22 protein-coding genes are annotated in these 22,944 nt (G+C 66.2%); 16 read left to right on the forward strand and 6 right to left on the reverse strand.

Annotated elements, in window-relative coordinates; all coding sequences use genetic code 11:
- Position 1: 1 nt before the first annotated feature.
- Positions 2-1,042 (reverse strand): LLM class F420-dependent oxidoreductase, encoded by a 1,041-nt coding sequence (locus R4P47_RS02950; RefSeq protein WP_037188278.1) that lies wholly within the window; start codon positions 1,040-1,042, stop codon positions 2-4.
- A 151-nt stretch (positions 1,043-1,193) separates the two neighbouring features.
- Here R4P47_RS02950 and R4P47_RS02955 point away from each other — a divergent pair, with 151 nt between their 5' ends.
- The 3 genes from R4P47_RS02955 to R4P47_RS02965 are packed head-to-tail and all read left to right on the forward strand — an operon-like array spanning position 1,194 to position 3,558.
- A complete protein-coding gene (locus tag R4P47_RS02955) occupies positions 1,194-1,499 on the forward strand; it encodes a type VII secretion target (RefSeq protein ID WP_068051310.1) in 306 nt (101 codons plus the stop codon).
- Positions 1,496-3,292: a hypothetical protein gene (locus R4P47_RS02960; protein ID WP_317784045.1), complete on the forward strand. Its 1,797-nt coding sequence runs from the start codon at positions 1,496-1,498 to the stop codon at positions 3,290-3,292. Before R4P47_RS02955 ends, R4P47_RS02960 begins: the two co-directional genes overlap by 4 nt.
- Positions 3,289-3,558 carry a hypothetical protein gene (locus tag R4P47_RS02965; RefSeq protein ID WP_317784046.1) on the forward strand — a complete coding sequence of 90 codons (270 nt, stop codon included), beginning with the start codon at positions 3,289-3,291 and terminating at the stop codon, positions 3,556-3,558. The genes R4P47_RS02960 and R4P47_RS02965 overlap by 4 nt, the downstream gene beginning before the upstream one ends.
- A 22-nt stretch (positions 3,559-3,580) precedes the next feature.
- On the opposite strand, the gene R4P47_RS02970 is transcribed toward R4P47_RS02965, so the two are convergent.
- Positions 3,581-4,441, reverse strand: a complete 861-nt coding sequence (locus R4P47_RS02970; RefSeq protein WP_317784047.1) for a chlorophyllase/cutinase-like alpha/beta fold protein — start codon at positions 4,439-4,441, stop codon at positions 3,581-3,583.
- A gap of 100 nt (positions 4,442-4,541) precedes the next feature.
- On the opposite strand from R4P47_RS02970, the gene glmS reads away from it, so the two are divergent.
- From glmS to tsaD, 8 genes are all read left to right on the forward strand, one after another.
- Positions 4,542-6,404: a glutamine--fructose-6-phosphate transaminase (isomerizing) gene (glmS, locus tag R4P47_RS02975; protein ID WP_037188267.1), complete on the forward strand. Its 1,863-nt coding sequence runs from the start codon at positions 4,542-4,544 to the stop codon at positions 6,402-6,404.
- Between the two features lie 8 nt (positions 6,405-6,412).
- Positions 6,413-7,846 (forward strand): NAD(P)H-hydrate dehydratase, encoded by a 1,434-nt coding sequence (locus tag R4P47_RS02980; protein ID WP_317784048.1) that lies wholly within the window; start codon positions 6,413-6,415, stop codon positions 7,844-7,846.
- Positions 7,847-7,926: 80 nt separating this feature from the next.
- On the forward strand, positions 7,927-9,129 hold the full coding sequence (gene alr, locus R4P47_RS02985; protein ID WP_411567283.1) for an alanine racemase: 1,203 nt from the start codon (positions 7,927-7,929) through the stop codon (positions 9,127-9,129).
- 3 nt (positions 9,130-9,132) lie between these two features.
- Complete coding sequence (locus R4P47_RS02990; protein ID WP_037188263.1) at positions 9,133-10,152, forward strand: alpha/beta fold hydrolase; 1,020 nt, start codon at positions 9,133-9,135, stop codon at positions 10,150-10,152.
- A complete protein-coding gene (gene tsaE / locus R4P47_RS02995) occupies positions 10,145-10,654 on the forward strand; it encodes a tRNA (adenosine(37)-N6)-threonylcarbamoyltransferase complex ATPase subunit type 1 TsaE (protein WP_317784049.1) in 510 nt (169 codons plus the stop codon). Before R4P47_RS02990 ends, tsaE begins: the two co-directional genes overlap by 8 nt.
- A gap of 52 nt (positions 10,655-10,706) precedes the next feature.
- Positions 10,707-11,378 (forward strand): tRNA (adenosine(37)-N6)-threonylcarbamoyltransferase complex dimerization subunit type 1 TsaB, encoded by a 672-nt coding sequence (gene tsaB, locus R4P47_RS03000; protein WP_317784050.1) that lies wholly within the window; start codon positions 10,707-10,709, stop codon positions 11,376-11,378.
- On the forward strand, positions 11,375-11,866 hold the full coding sequence (gene rimI / locus R4P47_RS03005; RefSeq protein ID WP_411567284.1) for a ribosomal protein S18-alanine N-acetyltransferase: 492 nt from the start codon (positions 11,375-11,377) through the stop codon (positions 11,864-11,866). Before tsaB ends, rimI begins: the two co-directional genes overlap by 4 nt.
- Positions 11,863-12,900: a tRNA (adenosine(37)-N6)-threonylcarbamoyltransferase complex transferase subunit TsaD gene (gene tsaD, locus R4P47_RS03010; RefSeq protein ID WP_317784051.1), complete on the forward strand. Its 1,038-nt coding sequence runs from the start codon at positions 11,863-11,865 to the stop codon at positions 12,898-12,900. The genes rimI and tsaD overlap by 4 nt, the downstream gene beginning before the upstream one ends.
- On the opposite strand, the gene R4P47_RS03015 is transcribed toward tsaD, so the two are convergent.
- Entirely contained in the window at positions 12,885-14,549 is a 1,665-nt protein-coding gene (locus R4P47_RS03015) for an Hsp70 family protein (RefSeq protein WP_317784052.1), read from the reverse strand. The two genes, tsaD and R4P47_RS03015, sit on opposite strands and share 16 nt — an antisense overlap.
- A gap of 521 nt (positions 14,550-15,070) precedes the next feature.
- Here R4P47_RS03015 and groES point away from each other — a divergent pair.
- Positions 15,071-15,370, forward strand: coding sequence for a co-chaperone GroES (groES, locus tag R4P47_RS03020; protein ID WP_008718149.1), 300 nt, complete (start codon positions 15,071-15,073; stop codon positions 15,368-15,370).
- 98 nt (positions 15,371-15,468) lie between these two features.
- Complete coding sequence (gene groL / locus R4P47_RS03025) at positions 15,469-17,082, forward strand: chaperonin GroEL (RefSeq protein ID WP_149405362.1); 1,614 nt, start codon at positions 15,469-15,471, stop codon at positions 17,080-17,082.
- Positions 17,083-17,149: 67 nt separating this feature from the next.
- On the opposite strand, the gene R4P47_RS03030 is transcribed toward groL, so the two are convergent.
- Both R4P47_RS03030 and R4P47_RS03035 read right to left on the reverse strand, forming a co-directional pair.
- The gene (locus R4P47_RS03030) at positions 17,150-18,328 is read right to left on the reverse strand and encodes an IS30 family transposase (RefSeq protein ID WP_141214699.1); all 1,179 of its coding nucleotides are present in this window, start codon (positions 18,326-18,328) and stop codon (positions 17,150-17,152) included.
- A gap of 293 nt (positions 18,329-18,621) precedes the next feature.
- On the reverse strand, positions 18,622-18,915 hold the full coding sequence (locus R4P47_RS03035; RefSeq protein WP_027496361.1) for a WhiB family transcriptional regulator: 294 nt from the start codon (positions 18,913-18,915) through the stop codon (positions 18,622-18,624).
- A 719-nt stretch (positions 18,916-19,634) separates the two neighbouring features.
- On the opposite strand from R4P47_RS03035, the gene R4P47_RS03040 reads away from it, so the two are divergent.
- From R4P47_RS03040 to R4P47_RS03050, 3 genes are all read left to right on the forward strand, one after another.
- Positions 19,635-20,462: a hypothetical protein gene (locus tag R4P47_RS03040; protein ID WP_317784053.1), complete on the forward strand. Its 828-nt coding sequence runs from the start codon at positions 19,635-19,637 to the stop codon at positions 20,460-20,462.
- Positions 20,463-20,598: 136 nt separating this feature from the next.
- Complete coding sequence (locus R4P47_RS03045; protein WP_032397500.1) at positions 20,599-21,177, forward strand: sigma-70 family RNA polymerase sigma factor; 579 nt, start codon at positions 20,599-20,601, stop codon at positions 21,175-21,177.
- Complete coding sequence (locus R4P47_RS03050; RefSeq protein WP_317547367.1) at positions 21,170-22,186, forward strand: anti-sigma-D factor RsdA; 1,017 nt, start codon at positions 21,170-21,172, stop codon at positions 22,184-22,186. The genes R4P47_RS03045 and R4P47_RS03050 overlap by 8 nt, the downstream gene beginning before the upstream one ends.
- Positions 22,187-22,266: 80 nt before the next feature.
- Here R4P47_RS03050 and R4P47_RS03055 read toward each other — a convergent pair whose 3' ends face one another.
- The gene (locus R4P47_RS03055; RefSeq protein WP_032378069.1) at positions 22,267-22,671 is read right to left on the reverse strand and encodes a DUF5319 domain-containing protein; all 405 of its coding nucleotides are present in this window, start codon (positions 22,669-22,671) and stop codon (positions 22,267-22,269) included.
- Between the last annotated feature and the right edge of the window lie 273 nt (positions 22,672-22,944).

The raw sequence follows: 22,944 nt of genomic DNA on the forward strand, positions 1-22,944 counted from the left end.
CTCAGGCCGTCAGTTCGCGCAGTGCGGTCAGCTGCGCCACGCGACCTGCGGTGTTCTCGGCGAGCGGCGCGACATTGAGGGTGGTGACACCCGCTTCGGCGAAGGCTGCGACCCGCTCCTTGACGAAGCTTTCCGGGCCGATGAGGTTGACCGCGCGCGCGAGCTCGTCGGGAACTGCCGCTGCGGCCTCCTCCTTCTTGCCGGCCAGGTAGAGGTCCTGGATCTTCTCGGCCTCGGCCTCGTATCCGTATCGCTGAGCCAGGGAGTTGTAGAAGTTCTTGCCCTTGGCTCCCATGCCTCCGATGTACAGCGCCAGATGTGGCTTGACCCAGGGGAGGTACTTCTCCGCGTCCTCGCCGATCGCCAGCGTCGGACTTGCGAAGACCTGGAGTTCGCCGAGTGACGGGTCACGCTTGGCCTTGCCTGCTGCGAGGGAATCGCCCCACACGTCGGCGGCCTTCTCCGGGAAGTAGAAGATGGGCTGCCAGCCTTCGGCGATCTCGGCGGTGAGTTCGACGTTCTTGGGGCCCAGTGCGGCAATGACGACCGGAATGCGATCGCGCACAGGGTGATTGATCAGCTTGAGCGGCTTGCCCAGACCGGTTCCCTGGTCGGCCGGCAGCGGGATCTGATAGTGCTTGCCCTGATACTGCACCTTCTCGCGACGCCAGACCTGGCGGCAGATCTCGATGACCTCGCGGGTTCTGGCGATCGGTGCGTCGTACTTGACGCCGTGGAAGCCCTCGACGACCTGCGGTCCCGATGCGCCGAGCCCGAGCACGAATCGGCCCTCGGAGACGTAGTCGAGACCGGCGGCGGTCATGGCGGTCAGTGACGGTGTCCTGGTGTAGATCTGGAAGATGCCGGACGCGATCTTGATCGTGCTCGTCTTGGCCGCGAGGAATCCGAGTTGGCTGACGGCGTCGAACGAGTAGGCCTCGGGCACGAAAATGATGTCGAGACCTGCCTTCTCGAGCTCGGCGACCTCGGCAACGGTCTCGTTGAAACCACCGCTGTAGTTCAGCATCGTTCCGATGTGCATGGGACTCCTCGTTCGGTGAGTAGCTGGTGCAGCCACTTCAGGTACCTGTTACGGACATTTCACATCGGGACGTTACCGCTCCCTGGGGAACCGATGTGAGTCGGCGCACGTCATAGTGAGAAAGGGGTACTCGGAGGGGGAACGGGAACGTATGAGCGACGGAGTTCGGGTGGACGCGGACCGGGTTCGCGGGGTGGCAGATGCATTGGTGTCGTCGGCGGAAGTGCTCGGTGACGCCGCCGATTCCGTCGCCGACGCAGGCTTCGGCGCAGCCGGGGCCGGACGGAACTACGGTGACCTGGGCGCTGCGTACTCGCAGGCGTACCTCGGGCTCGGGCGTGCCGTCGGGGCATGGCGGTTCGCGGTCGACGACATTGCCGATGCCCTCACCACCGCGATGAACGAGTACGAGCAACAGGACGACGCCACCGCGTACGCGATCGAGTCACCCCGGTGACACCTCCTTCGGCCTCGTCCGGTGACAGGGCGTCGATAGACGAGATTCTCGATGCGAACGCCGAAGGATTGCTGTTCTTCGAGCGCTTTCTGCCACTGGTCGGCCGTGTCCCGGGCGTGGAGGTTCCGCAGTATCAGGACATGTGCGCCAGGTACGACGAGCAGCGTGGGCTGAACCTCGGTGCGCTCGGACACGATGCAGACGCCGTGGGGACGGTGTCCGCAGTACTTGCCGATCAGCTCGAGGAGCAGATTCAGCTTCGCCGGGTCCTGCAGTTGCGTTGGCACGGTGAGGCGGGGGATGCCGTGCAGACCTATCTTTCGGCCGAACAGGAAAAGGCTTCCCAGTTCCTCGCGTCGATCGAAGATTCTCACCAGACGATGTGTGCGGCCGTCGACGTTCTCCGTGACGCAGTGACCGACAAGGCCGAGCTCGTCGGCGGCCTCGACACCGACCTGGTGGACGGCAAAGACGTCGACCAGATCGATGCGATTCTGCTGGCGTCGGGAATCGAGTGCCTGCCGGTCGATCGAGAGTCGGTGTTTCCACGATTGGCGTCTGCGTTCGAGGATCTGAACGACGGTGTGCGCAGCGGCGATGTCTCCGACGAGTTCGCTGCCGAGGTGACCGAACGCTGCGGGCGCTGGATCGACACCGAGTTCGTTCCGCGGGTGCAGGGCACATGCGAGGCCGTCCTCGCAGCATGTACCGCCACGGACACCGCCGTCAGAGACTGTCTGAAGTTGGTGGTGGACATTCTGGGCAGTGTCCACGAGCCTTCGTTCGGCGGACTCGACGAGCGCAGTTGGGCACTCGCCCCCGGTACAGCAGCGCCGTGGACGGGGCCCGACAGCTCTTCGGTAAACCCGGATCCTGCCGGGATCGGTTCCACGCCTGTCGGTTTCGGAGCCGGACCAGCTGTCGGACCCGCCGCTGTCGGCCCGGCCGTCTCGCCACCCGGCGGCAACGCACTCGCCGGATCGGACAGCGTGGATCCGGCCGAATCCCTGGTCGCCGACGGTCGTGTCGTCGATCAATTGGGGGATTCTCTGGACGGACTCGTGGATCGAGTCGTCGCCGAGATCGTCGACCGTGTCGACGACGCGCTGACCGAGACGATCGACAGTGGAGATCTCCAGGGCTCAGGCGATACGGCAGTCGACAGCCGGACAGGTGACGAGAACACCGAGGAAGCTTCTCCGGACGTGAGCGGCGATCGGCCACCCGAGTCGGACCCGTTGTCGCAGCCCGGGCAGTCGTGGCCCGAGGCCGGCGACGAACGCGGCCATCTCGAGGCCGAGCTCGACGGGCATCGCGCCCGCATCGCACTCGAACACGACGGCACGGTGTCTCTCGAACTCGAGACTCCCGGACTCGGAACTCGCTCGTTCGAGCTCGGAATCGGACCGCTCGGCCTACCCCAGATCGTCGAGGTCCCCGGTGTCGTCGACGCGGTGGACGGACCGGCCCCGGCTGCAGCGTTGCAGTCCGAACCGGAACCCCCGTCCGAACCGGAACCCACGTCCGAACCGGAACCCCCGTCCGAACCGGAACCCACGGCAGAATCCGTCGCGGCGGCGGAACCGGTGCCATCTGCGGAACCGGTGCCGGCTGCCGAACCGGCACCCACGTCCGAATTCGACTCGGATGCATCGGTGCAGTGCACGCCGGAGTCACCCGACACGGAGCAGCCTGCTGTGCAGCATCCGGTAGTTGCGGATCGACCGGTCACCGATCCGCAACCCGCCGACACGGGTAGCGGTGCAGGCCTGAGTGAAGCAGGGGAGCTGTGAGCACCGACAGTGCGTGGCGTCGGGAGTTGCATCGAATACGCGATGAGCACCGGATCGCGATGGCGCGGGCGGCCGAGGCGTTGAGTCGGGCACAGGCCCCGGCAGTGGACCGAGGCGGACGGATTTCAGCGACGGCGAGCGGAGCGGACTCCGACGTCGAGTCGATGTCGGGTTCGGTGCTGCAACCGGCTCACCTGGACCGGCGAGCACCCACACCGCACGTCGAGACCGATCCCGACGAACGGCCGAGGTCCTGGCTGGTGTGACACCGGTCGGTGACGAACGGGACTAGCCCCGGCCGAGCAGGGCCTTGATCGACGCGGACGCCTTGGGCTTGGGCTGCGCGTCGAGCGGCGCGTGCGGATCGACCGCTCTGGTTCCGTCGATCTCACCTGCCGATCCGGCCAACTCCTCGTAGTCGGAGTCACCTGTCAGGTGGAACAGCAGAAACGCGGTGAGCACGGCACGGGTGCGCTGTTGGGTCTTGCGATCGGGCTTGTTGATGCCCAGTGCGCCGAGGATCCGCCTGCCTTCGACGAATCCGTCTGCCGTCGAGCCGTCGATTCGTCGGAGCACGGACGGTCCACGCCAGGACTGGGCGAGAGCGAGTGAGTTGTCGGTGAGCGAATCGGCGTTCGAGTTGTCGCCGACGACGAGCCCGGGGACGGCAAGTCCGGCGGCTGCCTCCTCGGACGACGGTGCCGTCGGTGCCGGGAACAGTGCGGCTACGGCCTTGATGTCCGCTCGCCGAGAGGCTGCGAGAACAGCGGTCCCGGCACCCATCGCGTGGCCTGCTGTGGCGAGTTTGTCCGGATGCACGCTGATGTTGCCGGGGCCGAGACGCACGCCGGTCATGATGTCGAGCACAGTGCCCAGGTCGGTCGCGAGTCCGCGGTGCGAGGGTACGAGGCCGCGCTCGGTGTCCGGTGCCGCAACCACGATGCCCCAGGACGCCAAGTGCTTCAGAGTGTCGGTGTAATGGCTGGGACGCAGCATCCAGCCGTGTGCGAAGGCCACGCCGGGCAGGCCGAAGCCCTCGGCGGGGGTGTAGACGACACCGGGTTGCCCGGCGAGGGCCAGGTCGCCTCGGAGCACCTTGTGCGGGCCGCGCTTGGAGAGAGCAGATGCCAGCTTCTTCGGTTTCGCCACGAGAGATGACGCTACCGAACTGCGGCGCGTCAGGGGGACACCGGACACGTCAACCCGAGCGAATGGGTCGTGCGCGCCCCGCCGAGTACCCTGATTGTCCATGTGCGGAATCGTGGGTTACGTCGGCCACCGCCCAGCGCTGGGTGTGGTGGTCGAGGCGCTTCGGCGTATGGAATATCGGGGTTACGACTCGGCGGGGATCGCCATTCTCGACGGCGCGGGAGCGACCGCGGTCGAGCGCAAGGCCGGTCGCCTGGCGAATCTCGAAGCCGAATTGGACGACATCGGCACCGACACGTTCGTCGGAACCACCGGCATGGGTCACACCCGGTGGGCGACGCACGGCCGTCCGACCGACCGCAACGCTCACCCCCACCGCGATGCGTCGGGCACCGTCGCCGTGGTGCACAACGGCATCATCGAGAACTTCGGACCGCTGAGGGCCGAGTTGGAAGCCGTCGGGATCGAGTTCCTGTCCGATACCGACACCGAGGTCGCAGTGCACCTCGTCTCGCGTGCCTACGCCGAGGGTCCGACCGCGGGCGACTTCGTGGCCAGCGCCAAAGCTGTTCTGCGTCGTCTCGAGGGTGCGTTCACTCTGGTGTTCACCCATTCCGATCACGCGGACACGATCGTCGCGGCTCGTCGCTCCACGCCCCTGGTACTCGGTGTCGGCGAGGGCGAAATGTTCCTCGGGTCGGACGTGGCTGCCTTCATCGAGCACACGCGCGACGCCGTCGAGCTCGGCCAGGACCAGGTCGTCGTCATCACCGCCGACGGCTACGACATCAGCGATTTCGAGGGCAACGAGGCGCAGGGGCGTCCGTTCCGAATCGACTGGGATCTGGCAGCCGCCGAGAAGGGCGGCCACGACTACTTCATGCTCAAGGAGATCCAGGAGCAGCCAGCCGCTGTGGCGGATACGTTGCTCGGCCACTTCGACAACGGTCGAATCGTGCTCGACGAGCAGCGACTGTCCGACCAGGAACTGCGCGACGTCGACAAGGTGTTCGTCGTGGCCTGCGGTAGCGCGTACCACTCGGGCCTGCTTGCCAAGTACGCGATCGAGCACTGGACCCGGCTGCCGGTCGAGGTGGAACTGGCCAGCGAATTCCGTTACCGCGACCCGGTTCTCGATCGTTCGACCCTCGTCGTGGCCATCTCGCAGTCCGGCGAGACCGCGGACACCCTCGAAGCCGTTCGGCACGCCAAGGATCAGAAGGCGCGTGTTCTCGCGGTCTGCAACACCAACGGCTCGCAGATTCCGCGGGAGGCCGACGCCGTCCTCTACACGCGGGCCGGTCCGGAGATCGGCGTCGCGTCGACCAAGGCCTTTCTCGCCCAGGTGACCGCGAACTATCTGGTCGGTCTGGCGTTGGCGCAGGCTCGCGGCACCAAGTATCCCGACGAGGTCGCCCGTGAATTCGCCGAACTCGAAGCGATGCCCGAGTTGGTACAACGGGTGCTCGAGACTGTCGAGCCGGTCCGGGCGCTCGCGCGAGAGCTCTCGACGGCCACGACGATTCTGTTCCTCGGCCGACACGTCGGCTATCCGGTTGCTCTCGAAGGTGCGCTCAAGCTCAAGGAGCTGGCGTACATGCACGCGGAGGGCTTCGCGGCCGGCGAGCTCAAGCACGGTCCGATCGCGCTCATCGAGGACGGTGTGCCGGTGATCATCGTGATGCCCTCGCCCAAGGGTCGGGCGGTGTTGCACTCGAAGATGCTGAGCAACATTCGCGAGATCCAGGCGCGTGGTGCGCGAACGGTCGTCATCGCCGAAGAGGGCGACGAGGCAGTGCGGCCTTTCGCGGACAACTTGATCGAGATCCCGGCTGCGTCGACGCTGCTGCAGCCGTTGTTGTCGACGATCCCACTGCAGGTGTTCGCCGCCGAGGTGGCTCAGGCGCGCGGCTACGACGTGGACAAGCCACGCAACCTGGCCAAGTCCGTCACCGTCGAATAGCGCTCGGCATGCGCGGCTACTACACACCCGAGCAGATTCGGAATGCGGAAGCGCCGCTACTGAATTCCCTGCCGAACGGCGTTCTCATGCGTCGCGCCGCCTATGGTTTGGCCGCTGTGGTGGCAGCCGAGCTCACGGCGCGCACGGGCGGCGTCGCGGGACGCCGCGTGACGATTCTGGTGGGCACGGGAGACAACGGCGGCGACGGTCTGTGGGCGGGGGCGTATCTGCGTCGACGCGGTGTCTCGGTGTCGGCTCTGCTGCTCGACCCGACGCGGGTGCACGCCGAGGGCCTCGAGGCCCTGCGATCGTCCGGCGGACGTGTGGTGACGCAGTGCGGACCGGCGGACATCGTGGTCGACGCCATCGTGGGGATTTCCGGCAAGGGCCCGCTGCGGCCCGATGCTGCTGCGGTGGTCGAGCGGATCACCGCACCGATCGTGGCCGTGGACGTTCCCAGTGGAGTCGATGTGGAGACCGGTGCCGCACCGGGGCCGGCGGTGACTGCCGAGGTGACGGTGACGTTCGGTGCCCGCAAGCCGGTGCACGTGCTGGCCGTACCTCGGTGTGGCCGAATCGAACTCGTGGACATCGGCCTGGATCTGCCGGCGCCTGCGATGGCGTCGTTCGAGCCGGCCGACGTCGGACGGGTGTGGCCGATCCCGTCGGCCTCGGACGACAAGTACTCGCAGGGCGTGGTGGGTGTCCTGGCCGGTAGTGCCACGTTCCCCGGTGCCGCACTGCTCTGTGTCGGTGCGGCGGTGGCGGCCACCTCCGGAATGGTCCGCTACGTGGGAAGCGCAGGGGCAGAGGTCGTTTCGCACTGTCCTGAGGTCGTTGCCGCCCCGGACCTCGACGCGGCGGGGAAGGTGCAGGCGTGGGTGGTCGGTCCCGGTTTCGGCACCGACGAGGATTCGGCGGAGATCGTGCGTCGAGTGCTGGAGACGGATCTGCCGGTCGTCGTCGACGCGGATGCGCTCACGATCCTCGCACGCAACGAACGCTGGGTCGCCGGACGCACCGCACCGACTCTGCTGACCCCGCATGCCGGGGAGTTCGCGCGCCTGACCGGATCCGACCCCGCACCCGACCGAGTGGGATCGGTTCGAGATCTCGCCGCGCGTTGGGGCGTCACCGTTCTCCTCAAGGGGCGAGCGACGATCGTCGCCGATGCGGACGGCACCACGTTCGTCAGCGATGCCGGGGGATCGGCTGCATCGACCGCCGGTTCGGGCGACGTACTGTCGGGCATTCTCGGGGCGCTGCTCGCGTCGGGAATGGCACCGTCCACTGCGGCTGCCTGCGGCGCGAAGGTTCACGCACTGGCCGCGGCCCGTGCGGCTCACGGATCGGACGGAGAGTTCGCAGCGCCCATTTCTGCGAGCCCACTGTGTGAGTCCATCCCCGACGCCATCCGGACCGTGCGCTCGCTCACAGTCTGACCGTGGTCGTGCGTGGCCCACGTCCGATGCCGGGTGTGTCACGAGTTGTGGCACCCTGATCCGTCGTATCGGCGGCTCGGATGGCACTATCGAATGTTGTGAGTATCGGCTGCGGCGAGGAGAGGACCGATCCTCGGACGGGTTCGGGTGCTGTGGCGTCCGTGGACCTCGACGCGGTGGCTCACAACGTCCGCGTGTTGCAGCAGTTCGCCGGGGACGCCGCCGTGATGGCGGTCCTCAAGGCAGACGGATACAACCACGGTGCCGTCGAGGTCGCACACGCCGCAGTGGCAGCCGGTGCACAGGAGCTCGGCGTCACCACCATCGGTGAGGCCCTCGAACTCCGCGCTGCGGGTGTGACGGTCCCGGTGTTGGCGTGGTTGCACCGAACGGACTCCGATTTCGCTGCGGCGATCACCGGGCAGGTAGGGATCGGGGTGTCCACGGCTGCCCAGCTCGACGCTGTGGTCGAAGCGGCACGCCGAGTGGGTTCCACCGCTGATCTCTCGCTCAAGATCGACACCGGACTCAATCGCAACGGGGTCCCGGAATCGGATCTCGATGCAGTCCTGGACGGTACGGCGGCCGCCGTCGCGGAGGGAACTGTGCGGTTGACGGGAATGTTCTCGCATCTGGCCTGCTCCGACGAACCGGGGCACCCCGCCAACGACGCCCAGGCCGAGCGGCTCCGCGACGCGGTGCGGCGCGCGACCCGGCGCGGAACGCCTCCCGCCGTCGTGCACCTGTCCAACTCTGCAGCCACGCTGACCAGACCCGATCTCGGTTTCGACATGGTCCGCCCGGGTATTGCTCTGTACGGCTTGTCGCCGGTGCCCGAGCTGGGAACGTTCGGGTTGCGCCCGGTCATGACGCTGTCGGCGCAGGTGGCGAACATCAAGAAGGTGAGCGAAGGTGAATCTGTGTCCTACGGCTACACCTGGACAGCTCCTGCCGACACCGTGGTCGCACTCGTCGCTCTCGGATACGCCGACGGGGTGGTTCGCCGCCTCAGCGGGCGGTTCGAGGTGACCATCGCAGGACGTCGTTATCCCTCGGTGGGGCGAGTGTGCATGGACCAATTCGTCGTCGATCTCGGTGGTGACCGCTCGGGTGTCGCGGTCGGCGACGAGGCGCTACTGTTCGGATCAGGGGACAGGGGAGAGGCGCACGCTCAGGATTGGGCGGATGCGCTCGACACGATCAGCTACGAAGTCGTCACCGGCGTTCGTGGACGCGTCCGACGACGGTTCGTCGGCGCTCGCGTAGGGGAGGCGACGGTCTAGATCATGCTCGGATTGCTGGAGAGTATTGCGATTGTGGTGCGGGAGACGGCGTTTCGGTCCAACAAGGATCCGTTGGCCACCGAGAACCTCGACCTGATGGATGCCGATCGCGGCAGTATCGTCACCGCGGACGACGGTGTACCGCTTGCGGTCCGCGAAGTGGGTCCGTGTGACGCCGAGACCACCGTGATCTTCGTGCACGGCTACTGCCTGCGCATGTCGTCGTGGCATTTTCAGCGCCGCGCGCTCGAACAGCAGTGGGGTTCGACGGTACGCATGGTCTTCTACGACCAGCGCGGTCACGGACGTTCGGGAGTGCCGAGCCCGGAGAGCTGCACCATCGGTCAACTCGGCCTCGATCTCGACGCGGTGATTCGCTCGGTGGTACCCAAGGGCCGCATCGTTCTGGTCGGGCACTCGATGGGCGGGATGTCGATCCTGTCCATGGCGCGGCAACGATCGGACGTGTTGCGCCAGCGGGTCATCGGCGCAGTTCTGATCTCGACGACTGCGGCCGGTCTCGCGCAGTCCGGGGTGGGTCGTAGTCTGCAGAATCCGGCGGTCGACGCGTTCCGGCTCGCGGTGCGGACCTCGCCCGGTTTCGTCCAGTTCGGTCGCGGTGCCGTGCGTGCGCTCATTTCACCGATACTGCGGGCGGCGTCCTACGGCACCAGAGTCTCCCCGCGGCTGGTGGCGTTCTCCCAGTCGATGATCGACGACACCTCCGTCGTCACGATCGTCAACTTCCTCGAGACTCTCGAGCTGCACGACGAGTCCGAGGCCCTGCTGGAATTCGAGAACATCCCGGTGTCGGTGGTGTGTGGCGACGAGGACTGGATCATTCCGTTCGCCAGCTCGGAGGCTCTGGCTCGGGCCCTGCCGCGTTCGGAGACGGTACGTGTGCGCCAGGGTGGGCACCTGGTCCAACTCGAATTTCCCGAACAGGTCAACGGCGCGATTCAGCGGCTCGTGGCACGGGCGACGGAGGCAGCAGGCAAGAAGCGACGGTGGGGCGTTGTCTGACGAGCCGCTGACCTTGCCGGTGAACGTCGAATTGGTCACTGCCGCAGACACTGCCGAGTTCGGTGCACGGCTCGCCGACGTTCTGGTCGCCGGCGATCTGGTGATTCTCGACGGCCCGCTCGGGGCCGGAAAGACAGCGATGACCAAGGGGATTGCGGCCGGACTCGGTGTCCAGGGCCGCGTCACCTCGCCGACGTTCGTCATCGCCCGCGAGCACCGGGCCGGGTCACGGCCGGGTGGACTACCGCCGGTCGCGCTGGTCCACGTCGATGCCTATCGGCTCGGCATGACGGGGCAGTCGGCGGTCGACGAACTCGATGCCCTCGACCTCGATACCGACCTCACCGACGCCGTCGTTGTGGTCGAGTGGGGCGAGGGATTGGTAGAGAAGCTGACGGACGGCCATGTGTCGGTGCGTCTGACGCGTGATCCGGATTCCGATGTTCGGCGCGTGACGGCGAGTCGGGTGAACAGCAGAGCGGATCCCCGAGAACGACGCTGACCGGGTACCGGGTGCGCGGCCCTACCCCTGAAGACGGGTAATCTGAAACATCGTGCTTGTACTTGCCGTCGACACCTCGACCCCCGCCGTCACCGCAGGTGTGGTGAGCCTGACCGAGCCCGGCGCCGGTGCAGTGGCCACGACCCTCGCCACACGGGTTCGGGTGGACGCGCGATCTCATGCAGAAATCTTGACGCCCAACATTCTCGAGTGCTTGGCCGAGGCCGGAATCACCGCGGCCGAGTTGGGGGCCGTCGTCGTCGGCGTCGGTCCCGGCCCGTACACCGGGTTGCGGGTGGGCATGGCGACAGCTGCGGCATTCGGTGACGCGCTCGGTCTTCCCGTGTACGGCGTCTGCAGTCTCGACGCCATCGCCGCAGATGTCTCCGAGCCCGGGTCTCTGTTGGTGGTGACCGACGCGCGCCGGCGCGAAATCTACTGGGCGCGTTACGAAGCCGGGGTTCGGGTTGCAGGGCCCGACGTTGTCGCCCCGGCCGAACTGGATCGTGTCGGAGTCGACGCGGTCGCCGGATCGGCACCGCATGCTGCGGCATTCGAGCTTCCGATTCGTGATGTGCAGGCACCGTCTCCGGCCGGTTTGGTCGCCGTTGCCGCTGCGGACATCGGCAGCGGGATCGTCCCGGGCCCGCTCGTCCCGTTGTACCTGCGTCGTCCCGACGCCAAGACGCTCGACGAGCGCGCCGCAGCGAAGGCTTCGAAGTGACGGTGTCGATCGAGTCGATGACGACGGCGGACGCTGCTCGGTGCGCGTATCTCGAGACCGTGCTGTTCCCGGGTGACGACCCGTGGGCGGAGGATGCATTCATCGCGGAACTGGCGGCGCCACACAATCATTACGTCACGGCGAAAGAGCACGGCGAGGTCGTCGGCTACGCAGGCATCTCCCTGCTGGGCCAGCCCAGTCGCGGCGCGTTCGTCGTCGGTGAGTCCGAGGTGCACACCATCGGTGTCGATCCGTCATATCACCGCCGAGGAATCGGCGGGCGACTGCTCGACGAATTGCTCCGAGTGGCCGACGAGCACGGTGGGCCGGTCTTCCTCGAGGTACGGACCGACAACGAGCCCGCCATCGAGTTGTACCGACGCGAAGGGTTCGAGATCGTCGGCACCAGGGTCGGGTACTACCAGCCGAGTGGGGCCGACGCCTTCACCATGCGTCGGTCCGAGAAGACGGAAGGATCAGCCCGATGATCGTCATGGGTATCGAAAGTTCTTGCGACGAAACAGGAGTCGGGATCGTCCGGTGGAGCGGGGCGGGGACGTGCGAGCTGATGGCCGACGAGGTGGCCTCCAGCGTCGACGAACACGCGCGGTACGGCGGAGTGGTGCCCGAGGTGGCGTCGCGCGCGCATCTGGAAGCCATCGTGCCGACCATGCGGCGGGCTCTGGCGACCGCTGACATCGAGCGTCCCGACGCCGTCGCGGTGACGATCGGACCGGGGCTGGCCGGGGCGTTGCTGGTCGGGGTTGCCGCTGCGAAGGCGTACGCCGCGGCCTGGGGCGTGCCCTTCTATGCGGTGAACCATCTCGGTGGCCACGTCGCGGTCGATACTCTTGAGCACGGCCCGATGCCGTCGTGCGTGGCGCTGTTGGTGTCCGGAGGTCACACTCATCTGCTGCACGTCGACGATCTGTCCCGGCCGATCGCCGAGCTCGGGACCACGGTCGACGACGCAGCGGGGGAGGCCTTCGACAAGGTTGCGCGGCTCCTCGGGTTGGGGTATCCGGGTGGCCCGGCACTCGATGATGCTGCGCGCGACGGTGATCCGGCTGCGATCGCGTTTCCCCGAGGCATGACCGGCCCACGCGATGCCCGTTACGATTTCTCCTTCTCCGGGGTCAAGACGGCCGTCGCTCGATTCGTCGAGGCCAGGCAACGTGCGGGAGATCCGATTCCTGTCGCAGACATCGCGGCGTCCTTCCAGGAATCCGTCGCCGATGTCCTGACGATGAAGGCCGTTCGCGCGGCAACCGACGTCGATGTCGACACGATCGTGCTGGGTGGGGGTGCCACCGCCAACTCTCGCATTCGTTCGCTGATCGAAAGTCGTTGTGCAGAGCAGGGTTTGACGCTGAGAATTCCGAAGCCGCGACTGTGCACCGACAACGGCGTGATGATCGCTGCACTGGGTGCCCACCTCGTTGCGGGCGGAGCCGAGCCGTCGGCGTTGACCGCTGTGACCGACCCCGGCCTCTCGGTCGCGACCAGTCAGGTGCCCGGCTGAGCGTCCTGCGTTGCGGCTGTGGTCTCGGACGAACGCGGAGCCGACGGCTCGGCTGCCGACAGTGGATCGGTCGGGGATCCGGACGCCGCGGGAGCTGCGACCGGCGGCGACCATACCGTCGGTGGTGCCGTCAGTTCCGGGGTGGGTTCCGAACCGCTGACATCGGTGGTCGGCACGGTGATCGACTCGGTCGGCACCGGAGTGAACTCGGGTGTGACCTCGGTAGTGGGCTCGGGCGTCGGGCCGGGAACGATCTCGGTCGTATCGCTCGGGTCCGAGGACTCGATCGGTTCGGAGGGTCGAACCGGAGTCGTGGTGACCGAGGTCGGCGGCTCGATCGGGATCCCGGTGGTGGCATCGGGGGACGCCGGGTTCGTGGTGGGGTCGATCGGCCAGTCGATCCGCGGGAGGTCCGGTGCGGGACGCAGCGTCGGGGTACTGGTCGGCGGAGCGGTCGTGGTGAACCGCGCCGACGATCCGGTGGCGTCGACCGAGGTCGCCGTGGGGTCGGATCGATCCCCGGGGGTGCGTCCTGCTGTCGTCTGATCCTCGTCGGGGGAGTACCCCCCGGTGGCCGGCGTACCGGTATCGCTGGATTCGGTCGCGGATCGCGCGGTACTTCCGGCCGGAGAGACGCTGGCATCGTCGGCAGGCGTCATCGTCTGCACGCCGTAGGCGAGAACGAGACCACCTGCGACGACGGCGGCCGCGATCGCACCGGAGTATCGGCTCATCCGGGTCGCGGTGTTGCGCGTGGCCGAGACGAGTTGGTAGCCGCCGCCGTCGGCCGACGCAGCAACGGAGGCGGCGCCGACGGCAAGAACCGCGTCGGGCTCGGACATTCGAACGACCGGGGCGTGGAACATGTCGGTGAGCGTGGCGGCGAGCAGGGGGATGTGCGCCCCTCCACCGATCAGCACGATGACCTCGGGTTCGTGAGTGCTCTCGTCGAACACTCCTCGTACGAACTCGGCGGCGGTGCCGAAGATCGGGGTCGCGGCGGTGTCGAACGCGTCCCGGGTGACCGTCAGCGGAATTCCGCTGTAACGCGCGATGCTGACTTCGTCCGAGTGGGACAGCTGTTCCTTGACCGATCGGTACCGCGCGGACCCGATTCCGCGGTCGTCGCGGATGTCGTCCCGAAGGTTGTCACGGGTCATGTCCTGCACGAGGTTCCTGACGAGCACGTTGATGGCGTCGCCGCCGACGGCGTCCGATCGGCCGTGCGCCAGTACCTTGTCGGTGGTCCGATCGGTGACGGTGACCGACATGCCCGAGGCACCGAGATCGACCAGCGCGATCGTGTCGTATCGATCGATCAGGCCGGTGGTCGCCAGATGCGCGGACGCGGCTGCGGATTCGGGGACCAGTCGAACATCGCGGGTGGTGTGGGTCAGCGCTGCACGAATACCCGCAGCGTGCTCCTCGGTGCGGTAGGTGACGGCGATCGCGTCGGGGGACCGGTGACCGGGAATCAGCGAGGCCATCAGCTCGATGGCCGAGGTGACCAGATCGCCGATGTCGGTGTTCGCTTGGCGATCGGCGGATACGGTGCGGTACTCGACCGTGCGACTACCGTCGGTGTCGACGGTGACAAGGGCTGCGCACACGACCTCGGATCCGGTGGATATACCCACGCCTACTCGCATGCTGCACCTCCCGCCCCTGTGTACCTGTCCGGAATCGACTGTTCTGTGTGCCATGTCGCGGCACGGCTGTCGACCGTTATCGCTCGGACAGCTCCGTTATCGTAACGTTACTTCGTGCCTCATCGCGAGCGTAATATGCCGCTCGGTAGGTTCTTCGGTGAGAGTTCATAGCCTCCTACCTGGTCGTTCGATGGCTTCGCGGACGCCGGTAAAACAGCGGGAAACGGCTCCGGTGTTCGGCGTTTCGGGTCCTGATTCGCCCGTTTTCGGATCTTTGTGGTGGTGCAGGAGGGCGCGTGAGTACCCGCGCGACCCACGCGTCACGAACCTGGCGAACCCAGCCCTTGAGTGCTGGCACTCTCGTGTATAGAGTGCTAGTTGGCACCGAGCGAAGTCCCGGCACCCGCGACGACGGGAACGAGTTCAGGCCGTGATTGTCAGAACCGCAGGAGAAGTACTTACACACAGCTGTCCGGGGATCCGACCCCGGACGCGTACCCCATAACTTTGGAGGGCTCAACGTGGCGAGCGTGAAAATCAAGCCGCTCGAGGACAAGATCCTCGTCCAGGCCAACGAGGCCGAGACGACGACCGCCTCCGGTCTGGTCATCCCCGACACAGCCAAGGAGAAGCCCCAGGAGGGCACCGTCGTCGCCGTAGGCGAAGGCCGTGTCACCGAGAAGGGCAACCGCATCCCGGTCGACGTCAAAGAAGGTGACACCGTCATCTACAGCAAGTACGGCGGCACCGAGATCAAGTACGCCGGCGAGGAGTACCTGATTCTGTCGGCACGCGACGTGCTGGCTGTCATCGCCAAGTAGGCCACAACGCATCCCGCCCCGGTATCCGATTTTCGTGTCGGTCCCGGGGCGGTGTGCGTTCGATCGAGTTTCTTTACTCGAAGGAGTAACACCGAAACATGGCAAAGCAAATCCAATTCAACGAGGAAGCGCGCCGCGCACTCGAACGCGGCGTCGACAAGCTGGCCGACGCCGTCAAGGTGACGCTCGGGCCGCGGGGACGCCACGTCGTCCTGTCCAAGGCATTCGGCGGTCCGACCGTCACGAACGACGGTGTCTCGATCGCTCGTGAGATCGACCTGGAAGATCCGTTCGAGAACCTCGGCGCGCAGCTGGTCAAGAGCGTCGCCACCAAGACCAACGACGTCGCAGGCGACGGAACCACCACCGCGACGGTCCTCGCGCAGGCGCTCGTGCGTGGCGGTCTGAAGAACATCGCCGCAGGTGCCAACCCGATCGCGCTCGGCACCGGCATCTCCAAGGCGGCCGACAAGGTCGCCGAGGCTCTGCTCGCCGCCGCAACCCCGGTCGAGGGCAAGCAGGCGATCGCTCAGGTTGCCACCGTGTCCTCGCGTGACCCCGAGATCGGTGAACTCGTCGGCGAGGCGCTCACCCGCGTCGGCGCGGACGGCGTCGTCACCGTCGAGGAGTCCTCGACGCTGCTCACCGAGCTCTCGGTCACCGAAGGCGTGCAGTTCGACAAGGGCTACCTGTCGCCGTACTTCGTCACCGACGTCGACGCGCAGGAAGCAGTTCTCGAGGACGCGTACGTCCTGCTGTACCGCGAGAAGATCACCTCGCTTCCGGACTTTCTGCCTCTGCTGGAGAAGGTTGCCGAGAGCGGCAAGCCGTTGCTCATCATCGCCGAGGACACCGAAGGTGAAGTTCTCTCGACGCTGGTCGTCAACTCCATTCGCAAGACGATCAAGGCCGTGGCGGTCAAGGCGCCGTTCTTCGGTGATCGTCGCAAGGCGTTCCTCGACGATCTCGCGGTCGTGACGGCCGGCCAGGTCATCACCGCCGATGTGGGTCTGAGCCTGAAGGAAGCCGGACTCGAGCTGCTCGGTCGCGCTCGTCGCGTCGTGGTCACCAAGGACGACACGACCATCGTCGACGGTGCGGGCACGCAGGACGACATCGACGCGCGCGTCGGTCAGCTCCGCCGTGAGATCGAGAACACCGACTCCGAGTGGGATCGCGAGAAGCTCGAAGAGCGTCTGGCGAAGCTCTCGGGCGGCATCGCGGTCATCAAGGTCGGCGCTGCCACCGAGACCGAGCTCAAGGAGCGCAAGTTCCGCGTCGACGACGCTGTGGCTGCGGCCAAGGCCGCCGTCGAAGAGGGAATCGTCCCCGGCGGCGGTTCGGCTCTGACTCAGGCAGCGTTGGCTCTGGCCGACGACCTCGGCCTGACCGGCGACGAAGCCACCGGTGTGGCCGTGGTGCGCAACGCACTCAACGCACCGCTGTTCTGGATCGCCTCCAACGCGGGCATCGACGGTTCCGTCGTCGTCAGCAAGGTGGCAGAACTGCCGAAGGGACACGGATTCAATGCCGCGACCCTGACGTACGGCGACCTGCTGGCCGATGGCGTCGTCGATCCGGTCAAGGTGACGCGCTCCGCTGTGGTCAATGCCGCGTCGGTTGCACGCATGATCCTGACGACCGAGAGCGCGATCGTGGAGAAGCCGGAAGAGGCCTCCGAGCCTTCTTCCGGGCACGGACACGCTCACTGAAGTTCATGACACGAGAAAGCCCCCAACCCCTTTGGCGGATTCTAGGGGTCCTCGCAACACCTGATGGTCAGATGCCTGTCAGTAGATCACGTAAACGCTCGGCTGGAGTTTTCCAGCCGAGCGTTTTGCGTGGACGGGAGTTGAGGCGGTGGGCAACGTTCTCGAGGTCGGTGGCGCTGTACACGGACAGGTCCGTGCCTTTGGGGAAGTACTGGCGTAGCAAGCCGTTGGTGTTCTCGTTCGATCCGCGTTGCCATGGTGAGTGTGGATCGCAGAAGTACACCGGCACCCCGGTGGCGACGCTGAACTGCTTGTGCGCTGCCATCTCGCACCCTTGGTCCCACGTCAGTGAACCGCGCAAATGCGTTGGGAGAGAACCGATCAGAGGAACCAGAACGTCCCGGACCTCCTCTGCAGTGTGCCCGCCGGGGAGGTGACCGAGAAGCAGGTACCGGGTAGAACGCTCGACCAATGTCACGATCGCCGACTCCGATCGAGTACCGACGATCAGATCACCCTCCCAGTGCCCGGGCACGGAGCGGTCGGCGACCTCCGCCGGCCGCTCGGAGATCATCACCATCGCATCGACGAATCGTGAGGTGCGCTGCTCGGGTGAGCGGTGCTGTACGCGGCGAGTACGTCCGGTGCGCAATGCGGCAGCAACTTCTCGGCGTAGTCCGCCGCGCGACTGTACGTAGATGGCCTGGTAGATCGTTTCGGTGCTCACACGCATCGCCTTGTCATCGGGGAAGTCGACAACTAGAGCGTGGCAGATTTGCTCGGGCGACCACTGCAGGGCGAGTTTGCCGGCGACGTAGGACCGGAGCGAACCCTGTGCCGCCAGCTTCGCCGGTTTCGGCCGGGCACGCGAGATAGCCCACAGCCGATGTGCCCGGTGCGGGTGGTACTCGTCGGCGATGCCGTAGGTGTCGATCTCGCGTTTGACGGTCGAGGCCGCCCGGCCGAGGCGGCGTCCGATCTCACGCAGCGAACACCCGGCTCGACGCAGGTCGGCGATCTGTTCACGGTCGGTCACCGTCAGATACCGAGGGTGCAGTGTGGACTCGATGCGGGCCAGCGACGGCCTCTGAGCAGCGGTGACGAACGTTGTCATACCGGTTTTGTAGTCGATACGTCGACCATCCGGGTGCAGGCGCGCACCACCGATCTTGCGGATGCCCCCGTCCCAGTCCTGCGCGGTCCGGAGGTGGACCCCGACCTCCCGAGCAGCCTCGCGCCGCGAGATTCCCGACGAGCGAAGTTCCTCGTATCGTCCCCGACCCGAATGCTCGGCCCGGCCGCTCTTTCCGCGCCCTTGCACACCCGCCTGACGAACCCACCCGAAGGCAGTGTTCCGGTTCACCCCGACACAGCGTGCGGCCGCGCTGACATTCCCGTCCTCACGGTCCAACGCCTCGAAAAACCGCACCTTCAACCCAGCACATGCCACGATCCCCGCAACTCCCTCAAATCGAGGGTGTTGCGGGGATCGTTAGAACCCGCCTTTCGGGTTGGGGGCTTTCTCGTGTGGTCGGGTGACTACACCGCAATGCGGCGGCGGTTGTGACGAGCGTGCAGTTCTCGCTCGGTCTCCGACATTCCGCCCCAGATCCCGTAGGGCTCGCTGACGTTGAGAGCGTGTGTACGGCACTGGGCGAGGACGGGGCAACTACGGCACATTTCCTTCGCCCGCATCTCGCGCTGTGCTCGTGCCCGGCCCCGCTCGCCGTCCGGGTGGAAGAACATGGACGAATCGACGCCACGGCACAGGCCGTGCATCTGCCAATCCCAAATGTCGGCGTTCGGCCCAGGGAGGTGATTCGGCTGCGGCATGGAAACTCCTAGGGTGGTGTGGCTTCTCGGATTCGTGATCCGAATGCCGACAACGTTATGTGGATCGACGAAATCGAGTCAATAGTTCTCTGTCGTGTGCAAATGCATAGTTATGGGGCAAAGAATTAACACGGGCGATATTTACTTCGACTCACCCGCGTGCGTGTCCTTCCTGTTGAAGAATCCGTCGACACGGGAGACGATGGGAAGGGCATCGGCATTCCGGCTGTCGAAGCGAAGTCGCGGAGTTCAGTTGTCCGGCATCGGTCGTCAGGGTGATCGCTCGATGCGACCGACAGGCACAAGTTGGTGTTTCGCCTGATCACAGGCGTTTCGTTGGTGCTTCGGGTAGCTCCGTTGCTCGCGTCGGGTGAGGCGTCGATCCATTCGGTCGAGGCCGCGCGAGGTGTCCGACGCGATTGTGCGGATCGCCGTCCGGTGACCGAAGGGGCGCACGGACGGCGTGCGACGCATCGGTTGCCGATCGTGTGACCGACTGCGCCGATTAACCTATTCGCCACACAGCGTTCAGATTCTCGTCTTCGAGTCGGCTGCGTTCACATTGTTAATTCCTTGAAAACTGCATTCTGTGCGCGCGAAACGACGCGCTGTTGTCCCTTTTCGGACCGACAGTGAATTCGCCTCACGCAATTGCGTCGCGTCGTATCGGTAGGACTCGGACGCCGTTCGTCATCGGCGATGGCCCTACCCTTGCCTCCGTGCCTTCAGAGCAGAGCTCGCTGTTCACCGCGACGCAGTCCGAACTCTTCGACGCCGCATTCGGCGGCAACCCCGGCCGATTCCCGCTGCCCGCAGCCACCGATCCGCGAGAGAGCTGGTTTCGCAGTGTCGCGTTGGCAGGGCAGGGCCGGTACAGCGCCGCCGGAGTCGAGCTTCGGCGGTATCGACCCCGCAGCGCGGAGCTTCGGTCGCTGCACGCGTCGACCACAGCGTCGTGGTTGCGTCAGGTGGGCGAACATGAGCGAGCCCGCCACTGGGACGGCATCGCGGTCCTTCTCGTCGGACTCGGGGGACCGCCGAGATCGACGGACTCGGTGGAGGCCCGGAGCGATGCGCTGACCGGCCTGGCCGCAGACGCGTTGGGAATCGGACGTTTCGGCCTCGCGGACACCCTGTTGGCCCGCAGTGCGGAGCAGCGGCAGGACCCCGCCGGTCGAGGGCTGTGGCGTCCGGCACTACGGGCGTCTTGGGTAGCGGCCGAGCTGGCGATGATGCGCGGCGACGGCCCAGGGGCGGTCCGACACGCCGAGAACGCTCGGGCTCTCGCCAACGATGCCGATTCGTTACGCCACATCGTCAAGACCGACCTGGTGTCTGCGGCGGCGCTGAGCTGTATCGGTGAGACCGGACCTGCTCGTGAGTCGGCCGTTCAGGTGGCCTGCGCTGCGGAGATGGCCGGGCTGCTGCCCCTGCGCTGGGCCGCCACGATGCTCTGCGAAGGAACCGGCGGGGTCGACGCCGGGATGGCCTCGTCCGCGGACCTGGCCGCCGCCATCGATCGCCTGGGTGGTTCGACGGTCGGTTGACCAGGACCTGGGTCGAAGGCGGACCGATTGGTTCGGTTGTGGCCGGGTGGTGTCGCTATCCTTGGTCTCGTTCCACCACCACGTGGAAGCGCTCCCATGCGGGTGCGTACCTGTAACGCGGGGAAATTTGTCGACGATGAACAGTGCGGGTGAGGAGTTGGACTCTTTCGTCGTTGCCGCAGCGCAAGGCGATCGACTGGCTCTGTCCCGGGTCTTGGAATTCATCCGACCACTCGTCGTTCGGTACTGCCGGGCACGGGTCGGTTCGGCTGAGCGCGGTCAGCTTTCGGCCGACGACGTGGCGCAGGAGGTCTGTTTGGCAGTCATGACCGCCTTGCCGCGATACCAGGATCAAGGTCGTCCGTTCATGGCATTCGTGTACGGCATCGCGGCTCACAAGGTCGCCGACGCCCATCGCAGCGCCTCGCGTAACAAATCGGACCCGGCCGCCGAAGTACCAGATGTCGTGTCGATGGAGCACGGACCGGAGCAACGCGCTCTCGAATCCGAGTCGAGTCGACAGATGACTGCACTGCTGGACACCTTGCCCGCCAAGCACCGCGAAATTCTGGTGCTCCGACTCATCGTCGGATTGTCGGCCGAGGAAACAGCAGCCGCCGTCGGCAGCACTGCAGGCGCTATCCGCGTGGCTCAGCACCGAGCTATCGCAAAACTGAAGAACGAAGTTGTGAGAGCAGGTGAAATGTATGGCTAGGGACAATGGTCACGGTGGCCCCGGTGAGACGCCGCGTCGCGGAATCTCGCGTATCGGTGAGCACGTGAACTCCACTGGACCGAAGCAGAACGATCCCTATGCCGACATCGGCGCAGACGGTGGTCCTGTGGACCTCGTCGCCGTACGTCGTGACGATGCGTTCATCGACGCGATCAGTGGCGACGGACCGATTGCCACCGATGACGCAGACGAGTACCAACTCGCCCTTCTGTTGGCCAATTGGCGAGCAGACGTGATCACGCCGGCCATGCCGGCCGGACCCTCCCTCGACGTGGTCGTCGCCTCCGTCGAACGCGAGAAGCTCGCCGCCGACATGGCGCGCTCGAGCTCGGCCAACCGCGGTGGACGCATGCGTCTGCTGCGTCCCATCGCCGGTGCCGCAGCCGCGATCGCCGTCGTGATGGGTGGCCTGGTGGTCATCTCGTACAACTCGACACCGGACGATCCGCTCTGGAGCGTCAAGTCGGTCGTCTTCTCCGAGCAGGCGGATTCGACTGTCGCTCAGATCGATACGACGTCGAAGTTGCAGGAGGCGGAAAATCTCCTGTCCTCGGGGGACACCACTGCCGCTCGCGCACTCCTCGACGGCGCGTCGAACAGCAGTTCCGCTGTTCTCGACGACGGTCAGCGCGCCGAGCTGGACCAGTGGCTGGAACGTCTGCTGCAGGAATTGCAGGCTCTGACGCTGCCCGCGCCTGTTCCGCTCCCTGCGGAGGTCGTCCCGGCTCCGGTCCCCAGTCCGGAGGTCTTCGTGCCACCGGCACCGGTGGATCAGGTCACGCCCGACACCACGGGTGTGCCGAGCACTCCGGCTCCGGCAACGACGACGCCCGAGGTCCCGCCCACGACGACGACGCCGAGCCCGACAACGACCACCGACGTCGTGCCGACGGTGCTGCAAGAGCCCGGTCAGCCGACGGCAACCGCCGGAGGCAGCAGCTCCTCGGAGAACCGCGACCGTATGTCGGTTCCATCCGGCGGCAGCTGACAGGTTCTCGATCTTTCACCGGCAACGAAGAAGCCCGACACGATCATCGTGTCGGGCTTCTTCGTGTCGGAAGTCAGGGTTCAGCTGTCGAATCCGTCGCCGTGCAACGCGTCGTTCATGGAAGCGTCGGCGAAACCTCGGCAGTAGTCCCAGGTCACGTAGGCGTCGGGTACAGGGTCATAGGCAGGCTCGTGCGGCCGGACGGTTCCGTCGACGAGCAGCTGGAGCAGATTCGCGCGCAGCATGTCCCAGTCGTGGTAGTGGTCCTGCTGGCAGTCCTCGCAGCACACGACGAGACCGCGGATGCCGCGGTGGCCCAGGAGAGCCTCGTAGACAGCCAGGTCCGCCAGGTCCTCTTCGACGGCCAGGCGCTCCTGAGGATCGAGGGGCTGGCCTGGCTCGATGGCGTCGAGGGCGGCCGACGGGTCGGCTGGGTCTCCGGCGAACGGATCCGGGGGTAGACCGGGAGGCAGTTGATCGCGCACGCCTCCACGGTACGCAGGACTGGTGGGTCTGCGCCAGCCGTTCGAACGCGACATGCCGGACGTACCCGCCACCGACAACGCCGAGGCCGTCGTTTCGGGGCTCGCAGGCCACTGACAGCGAGACGCATTCGCACTGGTTGTGCCCTAGCCGATACCATGGTTCACGGCGCTGAACAGATGAGTGCAAGTGCCGAAACTCCATCCGTTCTCCAATCCCGCACTGCGGTGCGCCTGCGAGCTCTCACCGGCCGCACGCCGCGCCGAAGTGCAACC

The sequence above is a fragment of the Rhodococcus sp. IEGM 1370 genome (assembly GCF_033142325.1).
Classification (GTDB): Bacteria; Actinomycetota; Actinomycetes; order Mycobacteriales; family Mycobacteriaceae; genus Rhodococcoides.